This window comes from Paraburkholderia tagetis (assembly GCF_022213065.1).
Taxonomy (GTDB): Bacteria; Pseudomonadota; Gammaproteobacteria; order Burkholderiales; family Burkholderiaceae; genus Paraburkholderia; species Paraburkholderia tagetis.
In genome coordinates this window covers 19323-43964 of record NZ_JAKLJA010000048.1, presented here as the reverse complement: position 1 = coordinate 43964, position 24642 = coordinate 19323, and the positions used below count along the sequence as shown (strand labels likewise).

At 64.0% G+C, this 24642-nt stretch carries 19 protein-coding genes and 2 pseudogenes; 7 read left to right on the top strand and 14 right to left on the bottom strand.

The genetic code is table 11. The features are described 5' to 3' along the window. Window positions 1-312 precede the first annotated feature (312 nt). From L5014_RS32825 to L5014_RS32810, 4 genes are all read right to left on the bottom strand, one after another. Entirely contained in the window at window positions 313-1713 is a 1401-nt protein-coding gene (locus tag L5014_RS32825; RefSeq protein ID WP_238467954.1) for an MFS transporter, read from the bottom strand. A 124-nt stretch (window positions 1714-1837) separates the two neighbouring features. Beyond that, window positions 1838-3016, bottom strand: a complete 1179-nt coding sequence (locus L5014_RS32820; protein ID WP_238467953.1) for a CaiB/BaiF CoA transferase family protein — start codon at window positions 3014-3016, stop codon at window positions 1838-1840. Between the two features lie 29 nt (window positions 3017-3045). Then, on the bottom strand, window positions 3046-4206 hold the full coding sequence (locus tag L5014_RS32815; RefSeq protein WP_238467952.1) for an acyl-CoA dehydrogenase family protein: 1161 nt from the start codon (window positions 4204-4206) through the stop codon (window positions 3046-3048). A gap of 57 nt (window positions 4207-4263) precedes the next feature. After that, a complete protein-coding gene (locus L5014_RS32810; protein ID WP_238467951.1) occupies window positions 4264-5115 on the bottom strand; it encodes an HTD2 family dehydratase in 852 nt (283 codons plus the stop codon). 160 nt (window positions 5116-5275) lie between these two features. Here L5014_RS32810 and L5014_RS32805 point away from each other — a divergent pair, with 160 nt between their 5' ends. Beyond that, window positions 5276-6223: a LysR substrate-binding domain-containing protein gene (locus tag L5014_RS32805; protein WP_238467950.1), complete on the top strand. Its 948-nt coding sequence runs from the start codon at window positions 5276-5278 to the stop codon at window positions 6221-6223. A 141-nt stretch (window positions 6224-6364) separates the two neighbouring features. On the opposite strand, the gene L5014_RS32800 is transcribed toward L5014_RS32805, so the two are convergent. The 4 genes from L5014_RS32800 to L5014_RS32780 all read right to left on the bottom strand — a co-directional run bounded on the left by L5014_RS32800 (window position 6365) and on the right by L5014_RS32780 (window position 10291). Continuing rightward, the gene (locus L5014_RS32800; RefSeq protein ID WP_238467949.1) at window positions 6365-6823 is read right to left on the bottom strand and encodes a PRC-barrel domain-containing protein; all 459 of its coding nucleotides are present in this window, start codon (window positions 6821-6823) and stop codon (window positions 6365-6367) included. Between the two features lie 515 nt (window positions 6824-7338). Then, window positions 7339-7857 carry a DUF2778 domain-containing protein gene (locus L5014_RS32790; RefSeq protein ID WP_238467947.1) on the bottom strand — a complete coding sequence of 173 codons (519 nt, stop codon included), beginning with the start codon at window positions 7855-7857 and terminating at the stop codon, window positions 7339-7341. A 19-nt stretch (window positions 7858-7876) separates the two neighbouring features. Beyond that, a complete protein-coding gene (locus L5014_RS32785; RefSeq protein ID WP_238467946.1) occupies window positions 7877-8359 on the bottom strand; it encodes an Hcp family type VI secretion system effector in 483 nt (160 codons plus the stop codon). A gap of 867 nt (window positions 8360-9226) precedes the next feature. Next, window positions 9227-10291: a glycosyltransferase family 2 protein gene (locus tag L5014_RS32780; protein ID WP_238467945.1), complete on the bottom strand. Its 1065-nt coding sequence runs from the start codon at window positions 10289-10291 to the stop codon at window positions 9227-9229. Between the two features lie 346 nt (window positions 10292-10637). On the opposite strand from L5014_RS32780, the pseudogene L5014_RS32775 reads away from it, so the two are divergent. Beyond that, a pseudogene (locus L5014_RS32775) lies at window positions 10638-11792 on the top strand (cysteine desulfurase family protein); the annotation flags it as partial. Window positions 11793-11864: 72 nt separating this feature from the next. Further along, window positions 11865-12590, top strand: coding sequence for a copper homeostasis protein CutC (locus L5014_RS32770; RefSeq protein ID WP_238467944.1), 726 nt, complete (start codon window positions 11865-11867; stop codon window positions 12588-12590). A 51-nt stretch (window positions 12591-12641) separates the two neighbouring features. Here the strand turns inward: L5014_RS32770 and L5014_RS32765 are convergent, their stop codons facing one another. Then, window positions 12642-13307, bottom strand: a complete 666-nt coding sequence (locus tag L5014_RS32765) for a DUF2278 family protein (RefSeq protein WP_238467943.1) — start codon at window positions 13305-13307, stop codon at window positions 12642-12644. A gap of 119 nt (window positions 13308-13426) precedes the next feature. Then, complete coding sequence (locus L5014_RS32760; protein ID WP_238467942.1) at window positions 13427-13957, bottom strand: DUF1697 domain-containing protein; 531 nt, start codon at window positions 13955-13957, stop codon at window positions 13427-13429. 155 nt (window positions 13958-14112) lie between these two features. Between L5014_RS32760 and L5014_RS32755 the strand changes: the two genes are divergently transcribed. Together L5014_RS32755 and L5014_RS32750 are read left to right on the top strand one after the other, a co-directional pair. Further along, window positions 14113-14604 (top strand): flavodoxin family protein, encoded by a 492-nt coding sequence (locus L5014_RS32755; RefSeq protein ID WP_238467941.1) that lies wholly within the window; start codon window positions 14113-14115, stop codon window positions 14602-14604. A gap of 117 nt (window positions 14605-14721) precedes the next feature. Then, window positions 14722-15492, top strand: coding sequence for a murein hydrolase activator EnvC family protein (locus tag L5014_RS32750; RefSeq protein WP_238467940.1), 771 nt, complete (start codon window positions 14722-14724; stop codon window positions 15490-15492). 115 nt (window positions 15493-15607) lie between these two features. Here L5014_RS32750 and L5014_RS32745 read toward each other — a convergent pair whose 3' ends face one another. The 4 genes from L5014_RS32745 to L5014_RS32730 form a co-directional block, all read right to left on the bottom strand. Beyond that, a complete protein-coding gene (locus tag L5014_RS32745) occupies window positions 15608-17029 on the bottom strand; it encodes a sensor domain-containing diguanylate cyclase (RefSeq protein WP_238467939.1) in 1422 nt (473 codons plus the stop codon). Window positions 17030-17255: 226 nt separating this feature from the next. After that, window positions 17256-18104 carry a hypothetical protein gene (locus tag L5014_RS32740; RefSeq protein WP_238467938.1) on the bottom strand — a complete coding sequence of 283 codons (849 nt, stop codon included), beginning with the start codon at window positions 18102-18104 and terminating at the stop codon, window positions 17256-17258. A 164-nt stretch (window positions 18105-18268) separates the two neighbouring features. After that, entirely contained in the window at window positions 18269-20689 is a 2421-nt protein-coding gene (locus L5014_RS32735; protein WP_238467937.1) for a DNA polymerase II, read from the bottom strand. Window positions 20690-20852: 163 nt separating this feature from the next. Further along, window positions 20853-22505: an alkaline phosphatase family protein gene (locus L5014_RS32730; protein WP_238467936.1), complete on the bottom strand. Its 1653-nt coding sequence runs from the start codon at window positions 22503-22505 to the stop codon at window positions 20853-20855. 311 nt (window positions 22506-22816) lie between these two features. Here L5014_RS32730 and L5014_RS38895 point away from each other — a divergent pair. Beyond that, window positions 22817-23194, top strand: a pseudogene (locus tag L5014_RS38895) (c-type cytochrome); the annotation flags it as partial. Continuing rightward, window positions 23183-24433, top strand: a complete 1251-nt coding sequence (locus L5014_RS32720) for a c-type cytochrome (protein ID WP_338019369.1) — start codon at window positions 23183-23185, stop codon at window positions 24431-24433. The pseudogene L5014_RS38895 and the gene L5014_RS32720, both read left to right, overlap by 12 nt. Window positions 24434-24642 lie beyond the last annotated feature (209 nt).

Here is a 24642-nt window from a genome sequence, read left to right as displayed (position 1 = left end):
TCCTCGATGCTCAGCACGTCCTGCATGGGGTCTTCTCCGGGCAAAAGCCAGAGTAAACGCGTCATGGCGCGGGTTTACAACTTTTGTGACAGGCGTTTTTACATTTCATGCGATTGCCCTGGGTTCGTGGCGCATAGAGCGTGAGGACATTCGCTCCCCTTTGATCCTCGATAAATGCCGGTTTTCTCGCGCCCAAAACACAAAACCCCATGTTCCGAAAAACATGGGGTTCGTCAGCAACCTGAGCCGTTTCACCGAAGCGGCGCTTGACGGGCTTTCCGCGCGAACGCAAACGAAGCGCAGCGGGCGCCCTCAGCGTTCCTCAATACCACGAGCGATGGCAGCGCTATCGCCCAGTGCCTGCGCGTCGCCGGTTTCCGGTTTGATGTCTTCGAGCGCGGCGCGGCTCGTTTCCACGCGCAGCACGAGAATGGCCACGCACAGCACGGCGAGAACGACGCTCACCATGGCGATCACGCCCGACACGCCAAATCGCTCGTACAGCAGCAACGCGAGCCACGGCGTGACGATCGACGAAGCGCGTCCGACCGTTCCGGCCACGCCCGTGCCGCGCAGCCGCACCTCGGTGGGAAACAGCTCGGGAATGTAGCCAAACAGGCCCAGCGTGCAGATCGTGTAGATCGCGCTTACGAGGCAGAAGCCCACGAGCATGATGGCGACGGGGTCGCGCAGCGTTACATAAACCCATCCGAGCGCGACGCTCACGATCGACGAGATCAGGATGCCGCGTGCGCGGCCCACGCGGTCGGCGATGAAATAGCCGATCAGGCCGCCCACGGGCGAGCCCACCGACATCACGAACACGAAGCCGAGCGACTTGACGACCGAAAGCCCCTGCGCGACGAAGAACGTCGGCAGCCATGCGATGAAGCCGTACAGGCCCACATTCACGCCAACGGCGGTGAGCGACGCCACAACCGTGCGGCTGCGCATGCCCTTCGCGAACAGCGCGCCCAGCGGCACCTTGCCCTTGTTCAGATTGACGGTGCGCTGGACGGGCGGCAACTGACCCACCTGGGCGCTCACTTCGTGCTCGATTGCGGCGAGCGTCGCTTCCGCCTCGTCGAGCCGGCCGACCGATTCGAGCCAGCGCGGCGACTCCGGCATGCGGTGACGCAGGAACCAGACGACGAGCGCGCCCACGCCGGCGAGCGCGAACATATAGCGCCAGCCGAGATGCGGAATGACCCAGTAGCCCGCGGCGAGCGCCGCGAACAGGCCGCTATTGGTGATGACGGCTAGCAGCGACACCCACTTGCCGCGCGTGGCGGGCGGCACGAATTCCGCGAGCGTGCCCGCCGCGACAACGAGCTCGGCGCCGAGCCCGAGACCCATGACGAAGCGCAGCCCGATGAGCCATTCGATGTTGGGCGCGAAGCACGCGGCGATGGAGGCAAGGCCGAACACGGCAAGGTTGAGCTGATACGAGTAGCGTCGGCCGAGCCGGTCGCCGAGCCAGCCCGCGATAAACGCGCCGAGCATCATGCCGACGAACGTGGAGGAAACGAACATCGCGCCGTGATGAAGGTCGGTGAAGCCGTCCTTGACCATGGCCGCGACGGAGCCGTTGGCGAGATAGATGTCGAAGGCGTCGAGGAACGCTCCGCCGGCGATGAGGCCGAGAATCTTCCAGTGGAAGCGGGAAATGGGTAGCCTGTCCAGCCGACCGGCCGCGTTGACCGCGTGTTGCATGGTTTCGTCTCCTGTGTGATGCCACCCGCGCGCACGGGAACGTGCGCGCAGGCCTCTGTTGCTGCTTCTTTTGCTGGTTTCGCTGCGTGTACCGCTACGTTGTTATGTTTTTTTTCGCGTGGCGTCAGACCGCGCCGCTTTCCCGCAGCAGGCGAACATGCGCTTCGTCGTAGCCGAGTTCATGCAGGATGGCATCGGTATGCTCGCCGAGCGCGGGCACGGGGTCCATGCGCGGGTTATCGGCGAGCGTCGCGCCAGGCGGCAGCAGCGCGGGAATCTCACCCGCCGGCGTGCCCACGCGGGTCCAGCGCTCGCGTGCGGCGAGCTGCTCGTGCGCCCAAACCGCCTGCATGTCGTTGATATGCGCGTTCGCGATCTTCGCTTCTTCGAGCCGCTCGATCACATCGCCCGCCGTGAGCGTTCCAAACGCCTCTTCGATAAGCCGGCGCAGCTCCGCGCGATGCGTCACGCGGCGGCTGTTCGAGCAGAAGCGCTCGTCCTCGGCCAGCGCGGGCTCGCGCATGACGATTTCGCAAAAGCGCTTCCATTCGCGCTCGTTTTGCAGGCCCAGCATGACGGACTTGCCATCGCCGGCCTTGAACGGCCCATACGGATAGATCGTTGCGTGCGCCGCGCCGTTGCGTTGCGGCGGTGTCTGGCCGTCAATCGCGTAGTAGAGCGGGTAGCTCATCCACTCGACCATGCTTTCGAGCATCGAAACGTCGATGCGGCGGCCGCGCCCCGTCTTGCCGCGTTCGATGAGCGCTGCGAGGATGCTCGAATACGCGTGCATGCCCGCCGAGATATCGGCGATCGAGCAGCCCCCCTTGGCCGGTTCGTCGGGCGAGCCGGTGATGCTGAGAAAGCCGGACTCGCTCTGGATCAGCAGGTCATAGGCTTTCTTGTCGCGATACGGGCCGTCGCTGCCATAGCCGGAGATGTCGCAGACGATCAGGCGCGGGTAGCGCTCGCGCAGTGTTTCGTAATCGAGCCCGAGCCGCTGCGTGGCGCCGGGCGCGAGATTCTGCACGAACACGTCGGCGTCGGCGAGCAGGGCGTGCACGATTTCCAGCGCCTCGGCGCGCTTCACGTCGAGCGTGAGGCTTTCCTTCGAGCGGTTCGTCCAGACGAAATGCGAAGCGAGACCGTGCACGCGTTCGTCGTAGCCGCGCGCGAAGTCGCCCACGCCGGGGCGCTCGATCTTGATGACGCGCGCGCCCAGATCCGCGAGCTGGCGCGTGCAGAATGGCGCCGCGATCGCGTGCTCGAACGTGACGACCTTGATGCCTTCAAGTGGGCGCATGAGAGTCTCCCTGGTGCAATCACAAGCGATTAGAACGAACGCGGAAGGCCGAGAATGTGCTCGGCGACATACGAGAGAATCAGGTTCGTCGAGATCGGCGCGACCTGGTAGAGGCGTGTCTCGCGGAACTTGCGCTCCACGTCGTATTCGCAGGCGAAGCCGAAGCCGCCGTGGAATTGCAGGCAGGCGTTCGCGGCTTCCCACGAGGCGTCCGCCGCAAGCAGCTTGGCCATGTTCGCCTGCGCGCCGCACGGCTCGTGCGCGTCGAAGCGGCGTGCCGCCTCGAAACGCATCAGGTTCGCGGCTTCCACGTTGATGAACGCGCGTGCGATGGGGAACTGCACGCCCTGGTTCTGGCCGATCGGGCGGCCAAATACATGGCGGTCCTTAACATATTGCGAGACCTTGTCGACGAACCAGTAGCCATCGCCGATGCATTCCGCGGCAATCAGCGTGCGCTCGGCGTTCAACCCATCGAGGATGTACTTGAAGCCCTTGCCTTCCTCGCCGATCAGGTTTTCCGCCGGAATTTCGAGGTTGTCGAAGAAAAGCTCGTTGGTCTCGTGGTTGACCATGTTCAGGATCGGCTGCACGCTCAGGCCTTTGCCGATCGCTTCATGCAGATCGACCATGAAGATCGACATGCCTTCGCTTTTCTTCTTCACGTCCGAGAGCGGCGTGGTGCGCGCGAGCAGGATCATGAGGTCGGAGTGCTGCACGCGCGAGATCCACACCTTCTGGCCGTTGATCACGTAACGGTCGCCCTTGCGAACGGCCGTGGTCTTGATCTTGGTGGTGTCGGTGCCGGTCGTGGGCTCGGTCACGCCCATCGATTGCAGGCGCAGCTCGCCGCTCGCGATCTTGGGCAGATACTTGTGCTTCTGCTCGGCCGAGCCGTGGCGCAGCAGCGTGCCCATGTTGTACATCTGGCCGTGGCACGCGCCCGAGTTGCCGCCGCTGCGGTTGATCTCTTCCATGATGACCGAGGCTTCGGTCAGGCCGAGGCCCGAGCCGCCGTATTCCTGCGGAATCAGCGCGGCGAGCCAGCCCGCTTTCGTGAGTGCGTCGACGAAGGCTTCGGGGTAGCCGCGTTCTTCGTCGATCTTGCGGAAATACTCGGCCGGAAACTGGCTGCACAGATCGCGCACGGCTTCGCGGATGTCCTGGTATTGATCGGTAACGTCGTTCATTGGAGGGTTCCCTGCGTATGTTCCGGGTGGATTCGTCGAGACGGTCTGGTGGTGCATTCAGGCGAGCACGGCGCGGGCCGACATGGTGAGCCAGCCTTCGTGATCTTTCGCCCAGAGTTCGATGGTTTGACCGTCGGCGGCGCGGCGTCCGCATACGGTGAAGGCGTGGCCGAGAAAGGTCGGGCGCACCGCCTTGAAGCTGTACTCGCGCACGACGGCATCGGGCGCGAAACGCGCAACCGTGTCGAGCAGCAGCGTGGCGATCAGCGGCCCGTGCACGACGAGGTCCGGATAGCCTTCTGCGTTGCGCGCGTAGTCGCGGTCGTAATGAATGCGATGGCCGTTGAAGGTGAGCGCCGAATAGCGGAACAGCAGCGCTTCGGTGGGCGCGATCTCGCGTTGCCAGTGAGCATGGTCATCGGCGGGCGCAGGCGTGGGCTTGGGCTGCGGCTGGCCCGGCTGCGCGGCCTCGCGATAGACGATGTCCTGTTCTTCGCGGATCACGGTGATGCCGCCGGACTGGATTGCGTGCTCGACGGTGACGAACGCGAGACGCCCGCTGCGGCCTTCCTTGTGCTCGACGGAGAGCACGCGCGAGACGCGCTGGGCATTCGCGCCGACCGCGAGCGGCGCATTGAACGTGATGCGCCCGCCCGCTGCCATGCGCCTCGGCAGCCCCAGGTCGGGAAGGAAGCCGCCCTTTTGCGGATGCCCGTCGGCGCCCAGTTCCGCTTGCGGCGCGGCGGACCAGAAATAGAGCCAGTGCCAGATCGGGGGCAGCGCGTCGCCCGGACCGGGCGTGGGTTCGCTATCGAGCGTGGCGGCCAGCGCGGCGGCGGGGGCGGGGGATATGAGGTCGGTGACCGTCTGGGCCGGCCGTATGAGCGGCTCAGGCAGGGGCATGTTCATTGCCGTCTCCAGCGCTGGTTTGGCCAACGCGTTGCTTATATGAGGAAGGAATGAGACGACTGTATGCGAATGCTCCGGGACGCGGAAATACCGATTGAATGTACCGGTCATAAGGGTATCCTATGACCCTCGCGTTGACAGGACAGGGAGGGCCAGGCCCGTGGATGTTCGGCAGCTTCGTTATTTCGTGAACATCGTCGATTACGGCAGTCTCGGCAAGGCCGCGGAAAAGCTCTACGTGGCGCAGCCGTCGCTCAGCCAGCAGATCGCGAAGCTGGAGGACGATCTGGGCGTGCCGCTGCTCGTGCGCAGCCCGCAGGGCGTGAAGCCAACGGCCGCGGGCCAGGCGCTGTACCGTCACGCGCGCCTCGTGCTGCATCAGATGGAGCAATTGCGCCAGGAAGTGCGCGAGGGCGTGGGCGCGGAATCGGGCACGGTCGCCATCGGCTTTCCCACGACCATGGCCTCGGTGCTGGCGATGCCGGTGTTCGAGCGTGTGCGCGAGCGCTACCCGGGTATCCGCCTGCAATTCTTCGAGAGCATGAGCGGCTATCTGAACGAGTTGCTCGCCAACGGCCGTCTCGATCTGGCAATCCTGTTTCGCGACACGGCCACGCCGGGTATCTCCGCGTTGCCGGTGCTCGACGAAGAGCTATACGTGCTTGGCGAACCAGGGTTGCCCGGGCGCACGCGCACATGCCCGCTCGCGGCGCTCGCCGATGTGCCGCTGGTGGCGCCTGGCGTGGCCAACGGTTTGCGCCTGCTGCTCGAAAGAACCTTCGCGCGCGAGCAGGTGCCGTTGAATATCGTCGCGGATGTGGACTCGCTGCCCATGCTGCTCTCGGTCGCGCAGTCGGGCGCGGCGTGCACGATTCTGCCCGCTTCGGCGCTGGCGCTGCGCGCGCCGGCCGAGCGGCCGAAGATGCGGCGCATCGTCGACCCGGTGATCAGGCGTCCGGCGAGCATCTGCTGGCCGAATGCACTGCCGGTGAGTTCTGCTTCGCTTGCTGTGAGGCGCACGCTTTGCGAGTTGATCGAGGAGCTTTGCGCGAGCGGGGTATGGACGGGGATCGAACTGCGCGAGGCGGGGATAGCGGCGGCGGGCTGACGCGTGGCATCAAGGGCGACGCGGAGGACTGCGCGAAGGACGACTTGGGGGACTTTGGGGGACTTGGGGGGACTTGGGGGGACGGCAGGGCGCGTCGGTGTTGCGAGGCCAGTTCTCAACGAAACCGGCCTCGCGCAATGCTTAGTGCTTGATGTCGGTGCGCTTGGGCTTGGGCGGCGATGCGATCTTCGCGTACTGGAATGCCGGCGTGGCCTTGAGCGCTTCCTTGGTCGCGCCCGGCAGATACAGATTGCCGTTGCGCGTGTCGAGCGAGGCGATAGGCACGGCCACGTCGTGCGCGGCCACGCCGAGGAAGCCGCCCGCTTCGACGATGGCCGCCGACACGGTGCCGTCCGGCGCGATGATGAGGTCGCGCACCGTGCCCACCTTGGCGTTGTCGTCGTTATAGACAGCCTTGCCGAGCACGCTCTTCTTCACGCTCCAGCCTTCGAGCAGCGCCTGCGATTGCTCGACTGTCACGGAGAGCGTCTGCGCGCCGGCGACCTGGGCTTGCGCGCCGGCGACCTGGGCTTGCGCGCCGGCGCTGGCCACGCTTGCGGCCAGAACGGCGGCCGTCAACAACGTCATGCGGAAAGACATTTCCTGTGCTCCTGATTCAAGGTTTTGCTTCAAGTTAATGGGCGGTAATGACCGCGCGAAACCAGCGAATCGCAATACTAGCGGGATTGAAGAATGGGTGTGTGCAAATTGCGAGGGGCGCAGCAAGGCGCTTGCGCGGTGTCAAGTCTGGCTATCCCGAGCGGGCGCATTCGTTGCTGGAATGCCGGGCTGGCTATTGGCTATGGCGGCTCCCAAGCCAGCTTCCCGTGCCCAAGATTCTGTGTCATTCCTCCCGGCCAGGGACTATAGTGCCTCGCCGTTTCGTCCAGAAGTGCCGCCAGAGTTTAACGATCGCTGCGTACAGAAAAATCGTGACGATCACCTCAATCAGGATCATTACCGGAATATAGAGGTCATCTGGGTCACGGATACCCATTCGATTAGAGACAGATAACCATACGGATAACTGACTTTCTGGCATCGGAAGGGGGTACGTGTGAACATAGCGAACAGAAAGTACAAACAATCCGACAAACAACACCACCTTAATGAACCTACGGGCAAGTGTCGCCATCTGTTATCACCTCAATGATTCCGTATGCGCGAAGTTCTGAATTACGAGGCAGGATAGTCGTCGTATGCAAGAGTGCCTGCCTGATTTTTGCAAAATCGGTATGGCTCGGCAGGGTGATGCAGCCCAGCGAAATACCGCGACCTCCAACCGGATGCAATCTGAAGTGCCCGCGTTCCACACCCTTGACCCAGGTAGAATCGTCGATTCTCCCATCGTCCCGATAGAGTGCGAACCACTCCGCATGATCTGAAGGGAGGCCAGTAATGGTATTCCACGTATCTTTTGTCCAGGTCCGAGCCTGAGACCCGATGCCGCCTATAGGCCGGTCCACTATCCAATATCGACCGGCCGGGATCGGGCCATTGTCAGGAATGGCGGTACACCCTCCTCTGTTACGGTATATGCCGTTGCCGGAAAATGCACTAAACGTGCCGATACCAAAAATAGTCAACGGAGAAAAAGGTGCGTTATTGACAATAAATTTACCTTGCAAGGCCATCTGGCGCTTCTCCCGTTAGTCAACGCTCGGTCCACGCGTCGGTATATTTGATGTTTCCGTCCGTATAATGCCATGTAATGCGGTCATACATCATGGATACAGATTCGATGTGGTTGAGTGCTGATGCTTGCGCTAGTTTTGTATTGATCATGCCGGGGTTGATGCCGGCGATTTTTACGCCTTCTAACAGCATGATGAAATATACCTCTTCTTTTCCAGCGTGGTTTATGCGATACCACTTTATCTCGGCCGATTTTAATGTTTGTCCTTTTGAGGCAGCCTTGTAAAGATAGGGGCTCGATGCATCGAATTCTTTTTCTATGGATATCGGTGAATGCATGCGCGTGCCGGTTATTTTTCCGGCAACGCTATCTACAGGCAGGTTAACGCCATGACTGAAGCTGATAACTTCGATGCTTCCTTCGCGGCCCATTACTGTTGATGAACCCTTGACGCTTGCCCCGCCGTCGTCGTTAAGCCACATGTGAGCAGGAATTGGCATATTGATAATGTCCCTTGGTTAAATAGTGGGGAAATTAATTGCGGCGCCCATCGGTCGGTGCGCTAGCGTAAAATTGTGAGCCCTATATTTACCCGAGCTTATTTCAATATTTGGTGAGGGGGCAATGAGATTTTGATAATTAATTTGATATTTGACAGAGTTTGGCGAATTTAGTCAACCGGTGACGCTTAATGGTGTGACTCGATAATTCAGGCTAATCGCGGTTTTTTCTCACGCCCTGGTTCCTGGCGAAATACCGCGCATCTGGTGCCGCTACTTCATGGCGACCATCCGGCTTTTCGGTGTGGTTGACGGGCTAAGTCGGATTTCTTGCTCTTGGGCGGCTTCGCGGGCTGGCAATGGACCTATCTGATCGAAGCGGCGCGACAGCGCCCGCACCTGCGCTGGCGTTCGTCGCGCTGTTCTAGTTCTTCGAAGATTCCGCGCTGGCGATATGGCAGCGACGATCGCGGATGGCTCATTGCGCGCCGGGCGCAGGCATCGTGGGGCAGTGCGCACATCAGCGTGATGGCAGCGCTCGTTCGTCACCCGCATGTGCTCACCGGCCGCGATGCTGATCGATTTCGATGCTGGCGCAACCAATTTCACCTTGGGCTCGCTTCTTTTGCAGATCGTCGAGTGTTCGGACTCGCGAATCTGCGTGGGGCTTCGTGACTTCGCTGCGACGGCTGGCGGCATTGTGGCCGCCAAGGCTGGGCTTGCGATATTTCGCGGGAGCGCGCGATTGGGCGGTGACTTCCGCCGCTGCCACGCTGCCGCAGCGTCACGACTTGGCGCTCGACGCGCGGAGCGCGCCCCAGCGCCAGTTGCCGCACGAGGGCGGCAAGGTCAGTCGTTGAGTCGTTCTCAGGGCACGCGCGTGCGCGTGACGTCGACCATCGGCGCGACCTGAGCAACCTGAGCGACCTGAGCAACCGGCGTCACATCCACGCCAGCCTCGCCAGTCTCGAACGACATGACCGCCGGCTGAATTTTCGAGCGTCGTGCGCTCTTGCAGATCATCAGCAGGTGATAGTAGAGCCGCGCACTTAATCCATATCGGTACGCGTGCAGATTCGCGAGCGCGAGGTTCAATCCGGCGCGCGCCTTGTTGTTGCGCGCATAGAGCGAAACCACGATCGGCACGAATCTGCGCATGGCGAGCTTGCGCGCGGGTTCGAGCGCGGGCGGCAGCGTCAGCCCCTGAAGGAAGCTCCAGGCGGCCAGCGACGAAGCGCTGGTCGTATTGCGCGTCGATTGGGAAACCGAGACATCGGTTTTCCGGTAGTACGAGACATGCTCGTCGATGTAGCATACGCCGCGCGCAGCCAGGCACAGGCGCACGCCGAAGACGTAATCGCAGCACACGGCATGCTGCTCGTCGTAACTGATCTGCTTGACGAGCGCGGCGTCGGCGAGCCAGCCGTTATTCGGGAACATCTGCACGATGCCGGTGCGGCCGGGCAACGCCTGCAGGCCGGCCGCCGCGGGCGTGCGGTGATACGCGTGATTCATGTGCCGGCTCGACGCGTAATCGATGCTCCCGTCGTGATCGACTTCATATTGATTGCCGAACGCCGCCTGAATCTCGGGATGGCGTTGCCATTGCGCGAGCAGGCGCTCGATGCAGTGCTCGGCGAGGTAGTCGTCGTCGTGGATCAGCAGGATCTTGTCGCCGGTTGCGCGCGCAAACAGGCTCGCGACGTTGCGTGACTGACCGAGCGCCGGTGTATTGCGCCGGTACGCGATGCGCTTGTCGTTGCCATACCGCTCGGCAATCATTCGCTCGGTGCTGTCGTCCGGCGAATCGTCGCCGATTACGATTTCGATGTTCGTGTGCGTCTGGGCGAAACACGATTCGATGCAGCCGATCAATAGATCCGGGCGCTTGTACGTGGGCAGACAAATCGAGACTTTGGTTTTTATCGTCATGGGCCTACCCCTTGTTCCTTAGGGACTATGAAGAGGTTCGCATTGCGAACGCTACTTAGCTGGCATGACGGTAAGGCATCAAAACTCGAAAGAAATTGAAAATAAATCGCAAGCTGGAGTAATGCGGGAAAACGCGGATCTGGCGGGAATTACGCGCGAATCGCGATCGCCCGCAAAGCCCGAGAGCGGCCATCCCTTGGGCGTTGCCCGCGTTCGCGTCAGCGGACGGGTGCGCAGAGAAAATAATTCTGCGACCGGCGCGTAGACGCCGGAATTATGGAAGCACTTTCTACGTTCTGCCGCGTAGCATTACTGGCTAACTCAATCAGCGACAGAACAACGGACAATGGGCGACAAACTGCATTACTTCGATTACGCGGCCACGACGCCGGCCGACCCGCGCGTGATTGCCGCGATGTGCGAATGCCTCGGCATCGAGGGCGCATTCGGCAATCCCGCCTCCAGCTCGCACGCGGCGGGCACGAAGGCGCGCGGCCTCGTGGAAGCGGCGCGCGCGCAAGTGGCCGGGCTGATCGGGGCCGCGCCCGACGAAATCGTCTGGACCTCGGGCGCCACCGAATCGAACAATCTCGCGTTGAAGGGCTACGCCGACGCCGCCACGGGCGCGCGCCATCTGGTCACGAGCTGCCTCGAGCACAAGGCGATTCTCGACACCATGGCGAGCCTCGAAGCGCGCGGCATGACGGTCACCTATGTGCGTCCGTCCGCTGACGGCAGCATTGGCGTGGACGCCGTAAAAGCGGCCCTGCGCAGCGACACCGGCCTCGTCTCGCTGATGCTCGTGAACAATGAGATCGGCACGCTCACGGACATCGCCGCGATTGCGCCGCTCGTGCACGCCGCGGGCGCGCTGCTGCACGTGGACGCCGCGCAAGCGCTCGGCAAGACGCCCATCGACGTGAAGGCGATGGGTATCGATCTGCTGTCGATGTCGGCGCACAAGGTCTATGGGCCAAAGGGCATCGGTGCGCTCTACGTGCGCCGCGAGGTTGCCGCGCGCATCGCGCCGCAGATGCATGGCGGCGGTCACGAACGCGGGCTGCGCTCGGGCACCTTGGCCACGCACCAGATCGTGGGCATGGGCACGGCCTGCGCGCTGGCGGCGGCGGAGATGGACACGGACACGCAGCGCATCGCGCGCCTGGCCGAGCGTCTGCTCGATGGCGTGCGCGGCCTCGAAGGCGTGACGCAGAATGCGCGCGCGGCGCGCCGGATCGCGCACACGCTGAGCCTCACCATCGGCCTTCCGGGCTTCTTTCCGTTCATGCTGTCGGCGGATCTCGCGGTGTCGTCCACCTCGGCGTGCAACTCGGCCTCGGGCGCGCCTTCGCACGTGCTGAGCGCGCTGGGGCTCGACGCCGAGGCAGCCAGCCGCACGCTGCGCTTCAGCATCGGCCGCTATACGACAGCGGAAGACGTCGATCATGCGATCGCGTGCATCCGCGCCGTGGTGGCGCAATGCGCACCCGTTGCGGCTTCGTGAGTGTTTTCATGAGCGGTTTCGTGACCCATGCCCGTGAGCGGTGCGGGTGAGCAACAAGAAGGGGCGCGTATGTCAATCCTGCTCGAAGTGTGCGTCGACAGCATGGACGGACTCGAAGCCGCCATCGCCGGTGGTGCGGATCGCATCGAACTATGCTCCGCACTCGATCTCGGCGGCCTCACGTCCACGCCGGGGCTGATCGCGGCGGCGGCGCGCGCGCCCATTCCGGTCTACGCGATGATCCGGCCGCATGCGCGTTCGTTCGAATGGTCGCCTGCCGATACGGCGGCAATGCTTGCCGAAATCGACGCGGTGCGCGCAGCGGGCCTTGCGGGCGTGGTGCTCGGCGCGGCCCTGCCTGGCGGCAGTCTCGATGTGGCGTTGCTGCGCACGTTATGCGAGCATGCGCGCGGACTCGGCACCACGCTGCATCGCGTATTCGATCTCGTGCCGGACCCGGCGCACGCGCTCGAAGAAGCCGTCGCGCTGAACTTCGAGCGCATTCTCACCTCGGGCGGCGCCGCGCGCGCGACGGATGGCCTCGCCGTGCTCGCCGACCTCGCGCGACGCGCAGCCGGGCGCATCGTCATCATGCCGGGTAGCGGCGTGGCCGCAGACAACGTCGCGCGCATCGTCGAGGCGACTGGCGCTACGGAAGTGCACGCATCGTGCCGCGAAGCACTTGCGCCGGGCGAGAGCAAGGGCGTCGAACTCGGCTTTTTCCCGGCACGCCCGGCGTGTACCTCGCAGCACTTCGTGCAGGCGTTCAAACAGACGCTGGCTTTAATCGGCTGAACTCCAATCGGCCGAACTTCAGTCGGCTGAACTTCAGTCGGCTGACCGCCGTTACGAAATCGGCGTGGAATCTTTCGTGGGATTGCCCAGATCGTCGGTCGGCAGATATTGCTGATCGAACGCGGCCACATAGAGCGCCCATTGCGGCGCGCCCAGATCCACCAGCACGGCGCCGTCCTGCCAGATGTCGTTGTGGTCGTTGCTGTCGTCGCCGGGACGATGAATGAACTCGCCCTTCGACCCCTGGTTCATGTGCACGTCGTGGATGCCGTTGCCTTCACTATAGAAGCGGCCAAACACGTAGACGTCGAAGTTCGATTGCTGCGCGCGCACCAGCAGGCGCTGGAGCGTGGCTACGGGCTCGACGGCGTCCGAGCCGTCCATCACGTCGCTGTCGCGCCAGTTGCCGGTGTTGGCGAGGAAATCGCTGCGCTCGAAGTCGAGCGCAGGCAGCGCGTCCTGCCCGGTGAGATCGTTCGAGCCGGGCGCGGCGCTCTGGAGCGTCGCGAGCACGGGGTGGCGAAAGTCGAATGGCAGCTTGTACTTCAGCAAATCGTCGGCGTCAGTGGTGCCGACGTTTACCGCGATGTCCCATTGCGCATCCGCGACCGAGAGGCCGAAGTGCAGGTGATACTGCACTTCGTTGTGTCGCTGGGTGGGCTTGAGTTGCGGCGTCGTCACGATCTTGCCTTTTGCATAGCCGTAGGGAAGCGCCATCTCGTGCATCTCCTCGAATCGTTTGCTGCGAGCGGGGCCACCCATCATAGGACCGCTGCGTGACAGTTGTGCTGCGCGGTCCCGTGTGTGGTCCCTGGTGCGGTCCTTGGTGTGGCCGCTTATTTGGCCTCTTGCGCGGTCCCCTGTTTGGCCCATTCCGCGAGCGTGGCCACCGTGTTCATGTTGCGCGCCGTGCCGTCTTTCGCCGCCGCAATCTTGAGCTTCGAGCGCGCGATGCCGTCCTTGTAATACACATAGATTTCGCGCTTGCCGAGCGCGATCGCTTCCGTGCCCTGGCCGCTTACCGTCGCCAGCGTATCGGGGCTCGGCGCGGCGTCCAGAAAGAGCGCGAGCGTGCGCTCGGGCGGCGCGCTCGCGAAGGGATTCGCCGCGAGTACGGCGGCCATCTCGTCGGCGGTGCGCAGCAGCACGCCAACCGGTTTGCCCGCGTAGTCCTCAAGGCTGCGTTCGAGCTGCTTCTTCACGCTCGCCGCCGCGAGCCGGCTCTGGAAGACGACGTTGCCACTCGCGATATACGTGCGCACGCCAGCAAAGTCCAGCGCCTCGCACATCGCGCGCAGTTCGGTCATGGGGAGCTTGCCGGTGCCGCCGACATTCACTGCGCGCAACAGCGCGATATAGGTAGACATGCAGGTAGACATGCGCGAGGTAGACATGCGCGCATGATACTGCGGTTCGCGCGCGCCGTGAGATGCGCGGGGCGCCGTTGCGGCGTGCGGGCGGTATCATCGAAACGATGGGGCGCGCCATTCCGGCGTGCCGGCGAAGCGAAGAGCGAATACGCATGAAGACGCTGCTAATCGTCTATCACACGATGACGGGTGGAACGCGGCAAATGGCCGAGGCAGCGGCCGCCGCCGCGCGCGAGCAAGCTGGCGTCGAGGTGAAGCTGCAGCGCGCGCACGCCACGCAACCCGAAGACGTGCTTGCCGCCGACGGCTATCTGTTCGCGACGCCGGAGAATCTCGCGGCCATGTCCGGGATCATGAAGGACTTCTTCGACCGCAGCTACTACGCGGCGCTCGACCGCGTGAACGGCCGCCCCTACGCGGTCATGATCTGCGCGGGCAGCGACGGGCAGAACGCGCTGCGCCAGATCGATCGCATCGCCACGGGCTGGCGGCTGAAAGCAGTGGCGCCGGGCGTGATCGTCTGCACGCATGCGCAGACGCCCGAGCGCATTTTCGCCCCCAAGACCATCGGCGCCGACGATCTCGAACGTTGCGCGGAACTGGGCGCGGGGCTGGCTGCGGGGCTCGCGCTCGGCGTTTTTTGAGGAGCGTGCATTGCCCGTTTTCCGTCAGCATGATTGTGTGCCCGTAAAACTGAGATGAGGTGCTGCGCACGCCTTTCATAATGCTCGGCTCACCATTAAATGCAGGACGACGAATTAATGAGATCGAGCTTGAGATTGCGGCGGCATGGCGCGGCTTGGGGCGCCCTGTTCGTTTGGAGCGTTCTGATCGGTGCCGGCGGCGTGCTCTCGGGTTGCGCACTCGACACGGGCCAAGGCAGGCCGGCCTTGGCGGCGCAGTGTCGGCCGGTGAGCGCAGGGTACTACTGCGTAAGGCCGGGCGATACGCTCGATGGCGTCGCGCTGGGGTTCGGGCGCAAGGCGCAGGATGTCGCGCGCTGGAACGATGTTTTGCCCGACGCCCCGTTGCGCGTGGGGCAGATGCTGCGCGTGGCGGCGCCGGATGCTCAGCCACCGCAGGTAAATGCGGCGCAGCCAGTTATCGGCCATGCTGCCGATATGGCGGGCGCCATGGAGGCGACCGCGTCGGCGCAATTCGTCTGGCCGGTCCACGGCATGATCATCCGCGAGTTCGGCGAAGACGGCTCGCGCGGCATCGAGATCGCCGGGCGCGCCGGCGCACCGATCAAGGCCGCCGCCGCGGGGCGCGTCGTTTATGCGGGCGACGGCATCAAGACCTATGGCCTCATGGTTATCCTCAAGCACGACGATGGCTTTGTGACGGCTTATGGCAACAATCGCCGGCTTCTCGTTAAGGATGGCGAGGCGGTCCAGCGGGGAGCGGCCATCGCCGAAATGGGTGCGCAAGGCGAGGGCGGGGCGCTGCTTCAGTTCGAGATGCGCGAAGGCAGCCAGGCGGTGGATCCGCTGGCGCATCTGCCGGCGGACTCCGGCCCGATTGCGGAGTGACTCGCGGTAGTGCGCGCAACGCGTATGTCACGCATGTCGCGCATGTCGCGCCGAAGCGCGGATTCGGCGTGAACGAATGATTTGGAATCCGATTTAATTGCGCGCAGGCCTGACCTTACACCAGGCTTTCTCCGGCGCGCGCGACACGGTTGCGGCCGGCGCGCTTGGCTGCATAGAGCGCTGCGTCGGCGGCGGCGATCAGCGCATGGGGCGCGGCGCTCGTGGCCGGGTCGCCCGAGGCGCCCGGGGCGCTCGTGGCGCAGCCGGCGCTCACGGTGACCCGGCCGGCCGCCGCGGGCGTGGGAATGGCGAGCCGCGCGACCGCCGCGCGTGCGCGTTCGGCGACGGCGCAGGCTTCGTTGGCGTCGGCGCCGGGCAGCACCAGCGCGAACTCTTCGCCGCCATAGCGCGCGACGAAGTCGCCGGGCCGCAGCGTGAGCCCGAGCGCTTCGGCCACGGCGCAGAGGCACGCATCGCCGTGCAGGTGGCCGTAGGCGTCGTTGTAGTGCTTGAAATGATCGACGTCGATCATCACGAGCGAAAGGGGCTGCGCACCGAGCGCCGCGCGCTCGAACGCCCGCCGGAACTGCTCGTCGAAATAGCTGCGGTTGTACACACGCGTGAGCGCATCGTGCGTCGATGTCTGGATCAGCGAGGCATGCTCTTCCGACAACTGCCGGTAGAGCGCCGTGACCTCCCAGACCAGCACGCATACCAGCACGCCAGGCGCGAACATGCTGAAGAGGCGGGCCACGTACCAGCCTAGCGTGAAGCGCTCGATGCTCAGCGTATTGAGCGCGGCGTCGACGAGCGAGGCGAGCAGCGCCACCGCGATCCACCAGTCGAGTACGAGTTGGAGCCGCCCCTTGAGCAGGACGACGGCGATCGCCACGATGTCGAGCGCGCAAATGACGAGCCCAGTGGCGTTGGCGACCATGCCTGCTGGCGGTGTTTGCGCGGTTGCCGCCGCTGCCGTGGATGTTGCCGTGGACGCATGCCACGGCGCGACCAGATTGAAATGCACGACGAATACGCCCAGCGCCGCGGCGAGCACGGCGGGGCCGGCGATCAGGAGCCAGGCGCGCGCGTCCAGGCCCGGGCGCAGGGGCGGGTCGGCCGACGCACCGCTGCGGACCAGTTCGGCCACGATCACGAGCGCGGGGAAGCCTGCGTGCCAGACGACCCACATCCACGCCGCGCTGTGTGGGCCCGCGCCCAGCAGCCCGGTGCGCGTGAACACGCCAGGAAACATCAGTAACTGCAACGCGACGGTAATGGCGGTGAACGCGTAGGCGCCCCCGAGCGCGGCGAGCATGGGCAGGCGCGTGGCCGCGAAGCGCGCGCCGAGCAGGAACGCCGCAATGCACGAGGTGGTGAACACGGTCAGCGCGCACATCGGCATGAATGGCCCGATGGCGGGCAAGGCGTCGCGTGCGCGCGGCGCGGCGAGCGCGAGTGTCAGCAGGATGGCGAGCGCGCAGAGGCCGGCGAAGATCGCCTGCCTGCGCGTTGCCGGTCCTATCAGCAAGCCGTACATGGGGCCTCGTTGCGACGAGCGCTGTTCGCTATCTGGCTATGGGAGTCGGCCGCGCGTGGATTGCTCACGGTCTCGGGTTGGGGCGCGGAGGTCGTGAATTCGCTGCCGCAGGGAGGAAACGCTCGCGCCTCCGGTTGCGAGCTATTTTGCGCCGATTCGTCTGACAATGGGACGCGAATGAGCGGGAATGAGTACGAAATCGCTGGGGGCTTCCCTTGCCTCGTGCTCACTCCGCCGGCAGGGCGGCTGGCATGCGCATCCTGTACAACGACACCGCCTGGATGGCGAGCGCGCAAAAGATCGCGCTGCCGTAAGCGGCCACGAGGTTCGTGCGCGTCAGCGTCAGGCTCAGCACGTAGAAAAACGCCGCGAAGCCCAGCAGTCCCGCCACCAGACCGCGCATCAACTGCTGCGGGGCGGCATGGCCGGCCGAGCGGTGCGCGAACACAGCAAGAATGATCACCATGAACGGGACCGAGGCGAGCACGCCGCTCGCCTCGGGGCCGACGTAAGGCGCGATCAGCGTCACGCCGAGCACGAGCCCCGCGATGAGCGCCATGCGCGAGGGCAAGTCCCACCACGGCGGATCGAGCCGTTCGCTTCTGGTCGATTGGTTGGGGATGACGTTGAGCGCGAACGCGATGGCCAGCATGGCGAGGAGAAAGAGGCCCGTTTGCGCGAGCCCGCTCCATTGCAGGACGGCGGCCACGATGGCAAACGTTGCGCACGCGAGCGTGAGCGCCATGCGCCAGCCAAGGCTCGCCAGCCTCCAGTAGACCAGGCAAAAGGCCACTTGCGCCACCGTCGCGACGAGCGAGCCCGCCGTAGCCTGCGCTGCAAACGCTGGCCCGTGCTCGAGCGAAAGAAACACCGAGATCGGCCCCGAAGTGAGCGGCAGCCCGACAATGAATCCGCCGATCGCCTCGCCCCAGCGGCGCACGGCAAGACTTGCGGCCAACAACAACAACGGCGTGACGACGAGCTTGAATACGAGAAGATCCATGATGAGCGATACGAAGTGGCGAAGTGGCGCTTGCCAGCCTTGAGCGATGCTGTAGATAGTGAAGGCCGCCATTACGCCTGACAAACTATTTGTCGTCATATTATGCGTGAGTAAAACTCACGCATGCCTCCCTACCTTATGTTCGACCGGCTTCCTCCTTTGCAGACCCTGCGCGCCTTTGAAGCCACTGGGCGCTTGTTGAGCATGACGCTGGCGGCCGAGCGGCTTTTTCTCGGCTAGAACAGACTCGCCTGCCCCGAGATCAGCGTTTCGAATTCGTCGCGCAGGAACGGCAAAATCGCGTCCGCCACGGGTTGCAACTGGCGGCTTAAATAGAACCCGTAATCGAGCGGCGAGCAGAGCGTTTCCAGCGGCTCGGGGCCTGCCGTCGTCATCACGTAGCTGATCCAGCCGCCGTTTTGATACTGCAACGGGCGGCCCTTTGCGCGATTGAATTCGTCGGCGACACGCGCGGCACGCACATGCGGCGGCACATTGCGCTGGTAATCGCCGAGCGGGCGGCGCAGCCGCTTTCTGAAAACGAGCTGCTCGTCGAACTCGCCGCGCAAGGTGCGCTGCACATAATCGCGCACGTAGTCGGCGTAGGGTTCGCGCTTGAAGACGCGCCTGTATAGCTCGCGCTGAAATTGCTGGGCGAGCGGTGTCCAGTCGGTGCGCACGGTTTCGAGCCCCTTGAATACGACTTCCTCGCCGCCGTCCTTCGTGCGTGCGAGACCCGCGTAGCGCTTCTTGCTGCCTTCTTCCGCGCCGCGCACCGTGGGCATGAGAAAGCGCGAATAATGGCGCTCGAATTGCAGTTCGAGCGCGCTCGCGAGGCCGAAGCGTTCGCGCAATTCGGCCTTCCACCACTGGTTGACGTGCTCGACCAGCGCGCGGCCGGTGCGCGTGGCGTCTTCTTCCGAATGCGCATGCTTGAGCCATACGAAAGTGGAATCGGTGTCGCCGTAGATGACGTCGTAGCCTTGCGACTCGATCAGCTCGCGCGTCTTGCGCATGATCTCGTGGCCGCGCATGGTGATCGACGACGCGAGACGCGGATCGAAGAACCGGCAGCCCGTCGAGCCAAGCACGCCGTAGAACGCGTTCATGATGATCTTCAGCGCCTGCGAAAGCGGCGCGTTCTTTTGGCGCTTGGCGTTCTCGCGGTTTTCCCACACCTGGCGCACGATTTCCGGCAGGCAGTGCATCGTGCGCGAGAAACGCGCGCCCAGAAAGCCGGGCACGGATTCTTCTTCCTGGCGCTCATCGCGTGGTTGGCGCACGCCTTCGATCAGCCCCACGGGATCGATCAGAAACGTGCGGATGATCGAAGGGTAGAGGCTCTTGTAGTCGAGCACGAGCACCGAATCGTAGAGGCCCGGGCGCGAATCCATGACGAAGCCGCCCGGACTGTTCTCGCCCACCACGTCGCCGAGATTCGGCGCCACGTAGCCTAGCCGGTGCATGCGCGGCAGATAGAGATGCGTGAACGCCGCGACCGAGCCGCCGCTGCGATCGGCGGGCAGCCCCGTGACCGAGGCGCGTTCGAGCAGGAACGCAATCAGCTCGGTTTTCTCGAAGATGCGCGTGACGAGTTCGCAGTCCTTGAGGTTATAGCGCGCGAGCGCGGGCTTGTCTTCGTCGAAGCGGCGCTGGATTTCGTCCATGCGCTGATACGGATTGTCGATGGACTTGCCCTCGCCCAGCAGCGTTTGGGCAACGGATTCGAGGCTGAACGACGCAAAGGTCCAGGTGGCCGAGCGCAGCGCCTCGATGCCGTCGATGATGAGCCGGCCCGCCGCGCCCGCGAAGAAGTGGTTCTGGTTGACGCTGTGCTCGCGCCATTCCATCACGGCGCCGCCGCGTCCGAGGCGCAGCGGCACGCCATATTGCTGCGAATGCCCGTGCAGCACGCGCAAATCGAACTGCACGAGATTCCAGCCGATGATGGCGTCGGGATCGTGCTGCGCCATCCATTCGTTCAGGCGCACAAGCATTTGCGCGCGACTCTCGCAGTACTCGAAGTCGAAATCGAGTTCGCTTGCGTCGCTGCTTTCGTTGCCGGTGCTATTCGCGGGCCCGAGCATGAAGACGTGGCGCTGGCCGCATCCTTCGAGCGCAATCGAATAGAGCTCGCCCTGCGCACTCGTTTCGATGTCGAGCGAGACGAGCCTGAGCGCCGGGCGATAGTCGGTGGCGGGCTTCAGTTCGGCATCGAGCAGCACACCCGAAGCATCGGGCCTGCCGCGAAACAGCACGGGCGCCGTGATGAAGCGCTCCATCATATAGCGCTCGGGCGGCTGGATATCGGCTTCGTAGACGTCGACGCCCGCTTTCGCGAGGCGCTTCGCCGTGCCGGAGAGCTGGCGGTATTGCGGCGCATAGAGGCCGAGCACGGGCCGCTGCCGGAAGTCCTTGAGATCGAGGGGCCGCAGTTCGGCGCCGTTGTTGCCGCCCTTGTGGCTTTCAAGCGTGCCGAGCGCCGCCTCGCGCTGCGCGGCCGGCACGAAAGCAACCGACGTTTGGGGACGCAGGCGCAGTTGCCGTGGGCCATCGGGCGTCGCCAGCCAGAATTCGACTTCGGTATGGTGAGGCGTGTCGCGCCAATGTCGCGTCAGAATGAAGCCCGGCTCGAAGCCGGGTTGAAGCTCGGTCACTGTGCGTACCCGCAGGCCTGTGGTGTCTGCCGAAATTGTAACGCCACTCGTTGGCGCAATCTGGCTCGACCTGGCGGGGCCAGGCCGGCGCTTCGCATCGAGCGCCGGCCTGGGGTGCTGCGTTTGCTACGCGTGCTACACGTGCTACCCGTGTTGCCGGTCTTTACTGAGCCGACTTCAGGCCGAGGCCGGGCAGCGAGTGCGTGTCTTCGGTGGCAACGGCGTGCAGCAGGTGCGGATCGAGATCGAGCGCGCGCAGGATGGTGGGCGCAACCTGCTTCGTCTGCACACGGGCATCGATCACACGGCCGCCGCCATGCAGCCCCGCATACGAAACGACGAGGCCGAGGTGGCTATCGTCCGGGGCATTGCCGCCGTGCTCCTCGTCCTTCTTCGTGCTCGACGTGTAGATCACGCCCGGGTTCGGCTGCACGATGATATCGGGCGTGCGGCCGAGCGCCGGATCGCCAAAGCGCGCGGCGAGTTCAGTGCCGCTGAGAATATACGCTTGCGGGCCGTCCGCGCAGATGCCGGGCGCGTTGCACGAGAGATTGTGCTTGAGCGTGGCGACCACGGCGTCGCGCTGCGATTGATCGCGCAGCCAGATGAGGCCCACGTCGTCGGTCTGCACGAAGCCCGTGCCGACCAGACCCGTACCGTCGTTCAGGTTGCCGCTCGTCGTGTTGTTCTGGCCGAAGTTGCCGTTGGCGTCGAGATAGTTGTTCGTTTCGAGCAGCTTGCTGAGCGTGTCGCCGTTCTTCACGAGCTTCGTGTGATCGCTGGGCGACTGGCCGTGCTTGGCCGTGACGATGATGAGCGTCGACGCGTAAAGGTTCTGCTGCTTGAGCGCCGCGACGATACGGCCGAGCGAATTGTCGAGGTACGTGATGGCGCCAGCCACTTGCGGACCCGGCGTGAAGTCGGCGTCGAGATAGCCACCGCCCTTGGCCACCGTGGCCTTCTGGGCCACGCTCAGCGTCTGGAAGTTGGTGCCGAAGAGCGTGGGCACGGGTTCGTCGCGCGTGCCCGTGGAGTCCTTGCCGCCGATCTGGTTGACGAGCGCCTGCACGTGATAGTCGTCGAACTTCTCGGTGTGCGTGTACACGTCGGAGTAGTCCGTCTGCGTGGCCGGATCGATCGAATTGATCTCGGTGCGCGCGAGGTCGTCCACGCCGCGACCCGACGGGCCGTTCAGCCAGTCGTAGCCCCATGCGTGCTTGTCGGCCCAGGCGGTGTGCGAGCCAGGCAGGTTCTGCTTCACGACTTCGAAGATCGTGTTCGTCTTCACATAGTCGTGCGGATAGACGGGCACGCATTTGCCGCCCTTGAGCGCGCGCGGAATGGCTTGCGGATTGAATGCGCCGCCGCCGTCGAGGTGCACGAGCGCGCCGCCGTTCTGCGCGTCGATGCCCGTGGTCTCGTCGAACACGACGTTCCAGCCCTGCTTGCCCACGCAGCCCGTGTCGCTGGGTGCGTAAAGCGTGCGGTCGTACGAAACGTCATAGAAGAGGCCGGCGGTTTTGGGCGAGCCGCCCGTCACGAGCGCGGCGAGACCCGGAAACGAATCGGAAAGTCCGGGCGTATAGGCGTTCGTATACGTGACGCCCGACTTGGCGAGCAGTGCGAGATTCGGGCAGGTATTGCCGCCGATGCAGCGCGCGACATCCTGTTCGTGCAAACCGTCGAAGCTGATGAGCAGGACGCGTTTGATGCCGCTCGTCTCGCTCGCCTGCGCGGGTGCGAGTGCGCTACCCACTGCGAGTGCGATTGCGCTGAGCGCCACCAGACCCGCCGACCATCTCCTTGCCGTTTTCATCGTTTACCTCATTGTTCGTGTTTGTGGGGGAATCACGTGAAACAGAATTGGAAATGTGCCGGTCGATTGCGTCTGGGCGATGAACAAGAACTTTCAATTACATTCTCTTACACGCAACTCGTGGTACGAGCACGGCGTCTTGATGGATGCGCGCGCAACTATCCATGGGGTGTGTGCTGCACGGCCGTTAGCAAACGAATCGATCGGCAATCGCAGCGCGGGCCTGTTCGGCCGCCTCGGACACGTCGCTAAACGATTCAAGTCGATTGAGAGAAAATGGCGCCGGAACTAAAACATCATTCGGAGCGGGAATGAATCTCAAGAGACTCATGCGATCGATGCGGGTTGCCACGGCGCTTGCGATGACGATTGCGCTGCCGGCGCTGGGCGCATCGGCGGCCTATGCCCAGCCAACGCAGCAGGCAAAGCAAACGCAAAAAGAGCCGGCGTCCTCGGGGCAGACGATCGCCATGCAAGGCACCGCCAACGGCGTTCCGGCGTGCATCAGTTGCCATGGCGCGAACGGCGAAGGCAATGCGGCGGCGGGATTCCCGCGGCTTGCCGGCCTAGGCGCGGACTATTTCGCAGCACAACTTGCGGCGTTTGCGGATGGCAGTCGCGACAACGCCGTGATGCAACCGTTCGCGAAGAACATGTCGGCCGATGAGCGCAAGGCCGTGGCGCAGTATTTCAGCAGCCTGCCCGCGCCGAAGGGCATTCGCACGCAAGATCCCGCCGACGTCGCGCCGTCCGATAGCGGCGCCTGGCTGGCGACGCGCGGCCGCTGGCAGCAGGACCTGCCCGCCTGCGTGCAATGCCATGGGCCGGGCGGCGCGGGCGTTGGCGCGATATTTCCGCCGCTGGCCGGACAACCTTCGGCTTATATCGAGGCGCAGCTCAACGCCTGGAAGAACGGCAAGCGGCCGCCCGGCACGCTGGCGCTGATGCCGGCTGTCGCGAGCAAGTTGAGCGACGCCGACATGCACGCCGTCGCGCAGTACTACGCGCAACAGGCTGCGGCTGAAGCGAGCACGGCGGTTGCCGCTTCGCAACCCGCTTCGCAACCCGCTTCGCAACCCGCTTCACAAACCGCGTCACAAACCGCGTCACAACCCCAGGCGGGTACCGGCGCACAAGCCGGGCAATTCCAGCCGCCCACAGAAAGCGCCATGCCTGGCAGCGACTTCGGCAAATCGGTGAAGCTCGGCGAGCAGATTTTCCGGCACACGGGCCAGTACGCGGGGAAGTTCGTGGGCAATTCGCTTAGCTGCGCGAACTGCCATCTGGATGCGGGCCGCAAAGCCAATTCGAGCCCGCTATGGGCGGCCTTTGTTTCGTACCCGGCTTATCGCAGCAAGAACGGGCACGTGAATACGTTCGCGGAACGGTTGCAAGGCTGCTTCAACTACAGCATGAACGGCAAGGCGCCGCCGCTGGGCGATCCGGTGCTGGTCGCGCTGGAAAGCTATTCGTACTGGCTGGCCACGGGGGCGCCCGTGGGCGGCAAGGTGGCCGGCCGGGGCTATCCAAAGCTGCCCGCGCCCGCACAGAAAGCCGATTACGCACGCGGCGCCGCGGTCTACACACAGCATTGCGTGGCGTGTCACGGCGCGGACGGCCAGGGCAAGAGCAGCAGCGGCCAGACGGTCTTCCCGCCGCTATGGGGTGCGCGTTCTTTCAACTGGGGCGCAGGCATGCACGAGATCCAGAATGCCGCCGGTTTCATCAAGGCGAATATGCCGCTGGGTCTCGGCGGCACATTGACGGATCAGGAAGCCTGGGACGTCGCAACGTTCATGGATAGCCACGAACGGCCACAGGACCCGCGTTTCAAGGGCTCGGTCGCGCAAACGCGCGCGAAGTATCACGACACGCCGCACTCGCTGTATGGCACGGAAGTGAATGGTCATGTGCTTGGGAGCCCCTGAAGGGAGTCCTCGAGTCGTTGTAGCAATCATGCGGCGGGCCGGTTTCGGCCCGCCGCTGTTGTTGCAGGGGTTACGAAATAGTTAGACTCCGGTTCCTTATTAATCAACGGCCATTCTTGCGACGCTTGATCCGAATTACTTGGACTGCCCAGACTTGTGTCGCGAATTCGTTAGACTGACTTGCACGTCTCCGTCACACCGGTTCTGGT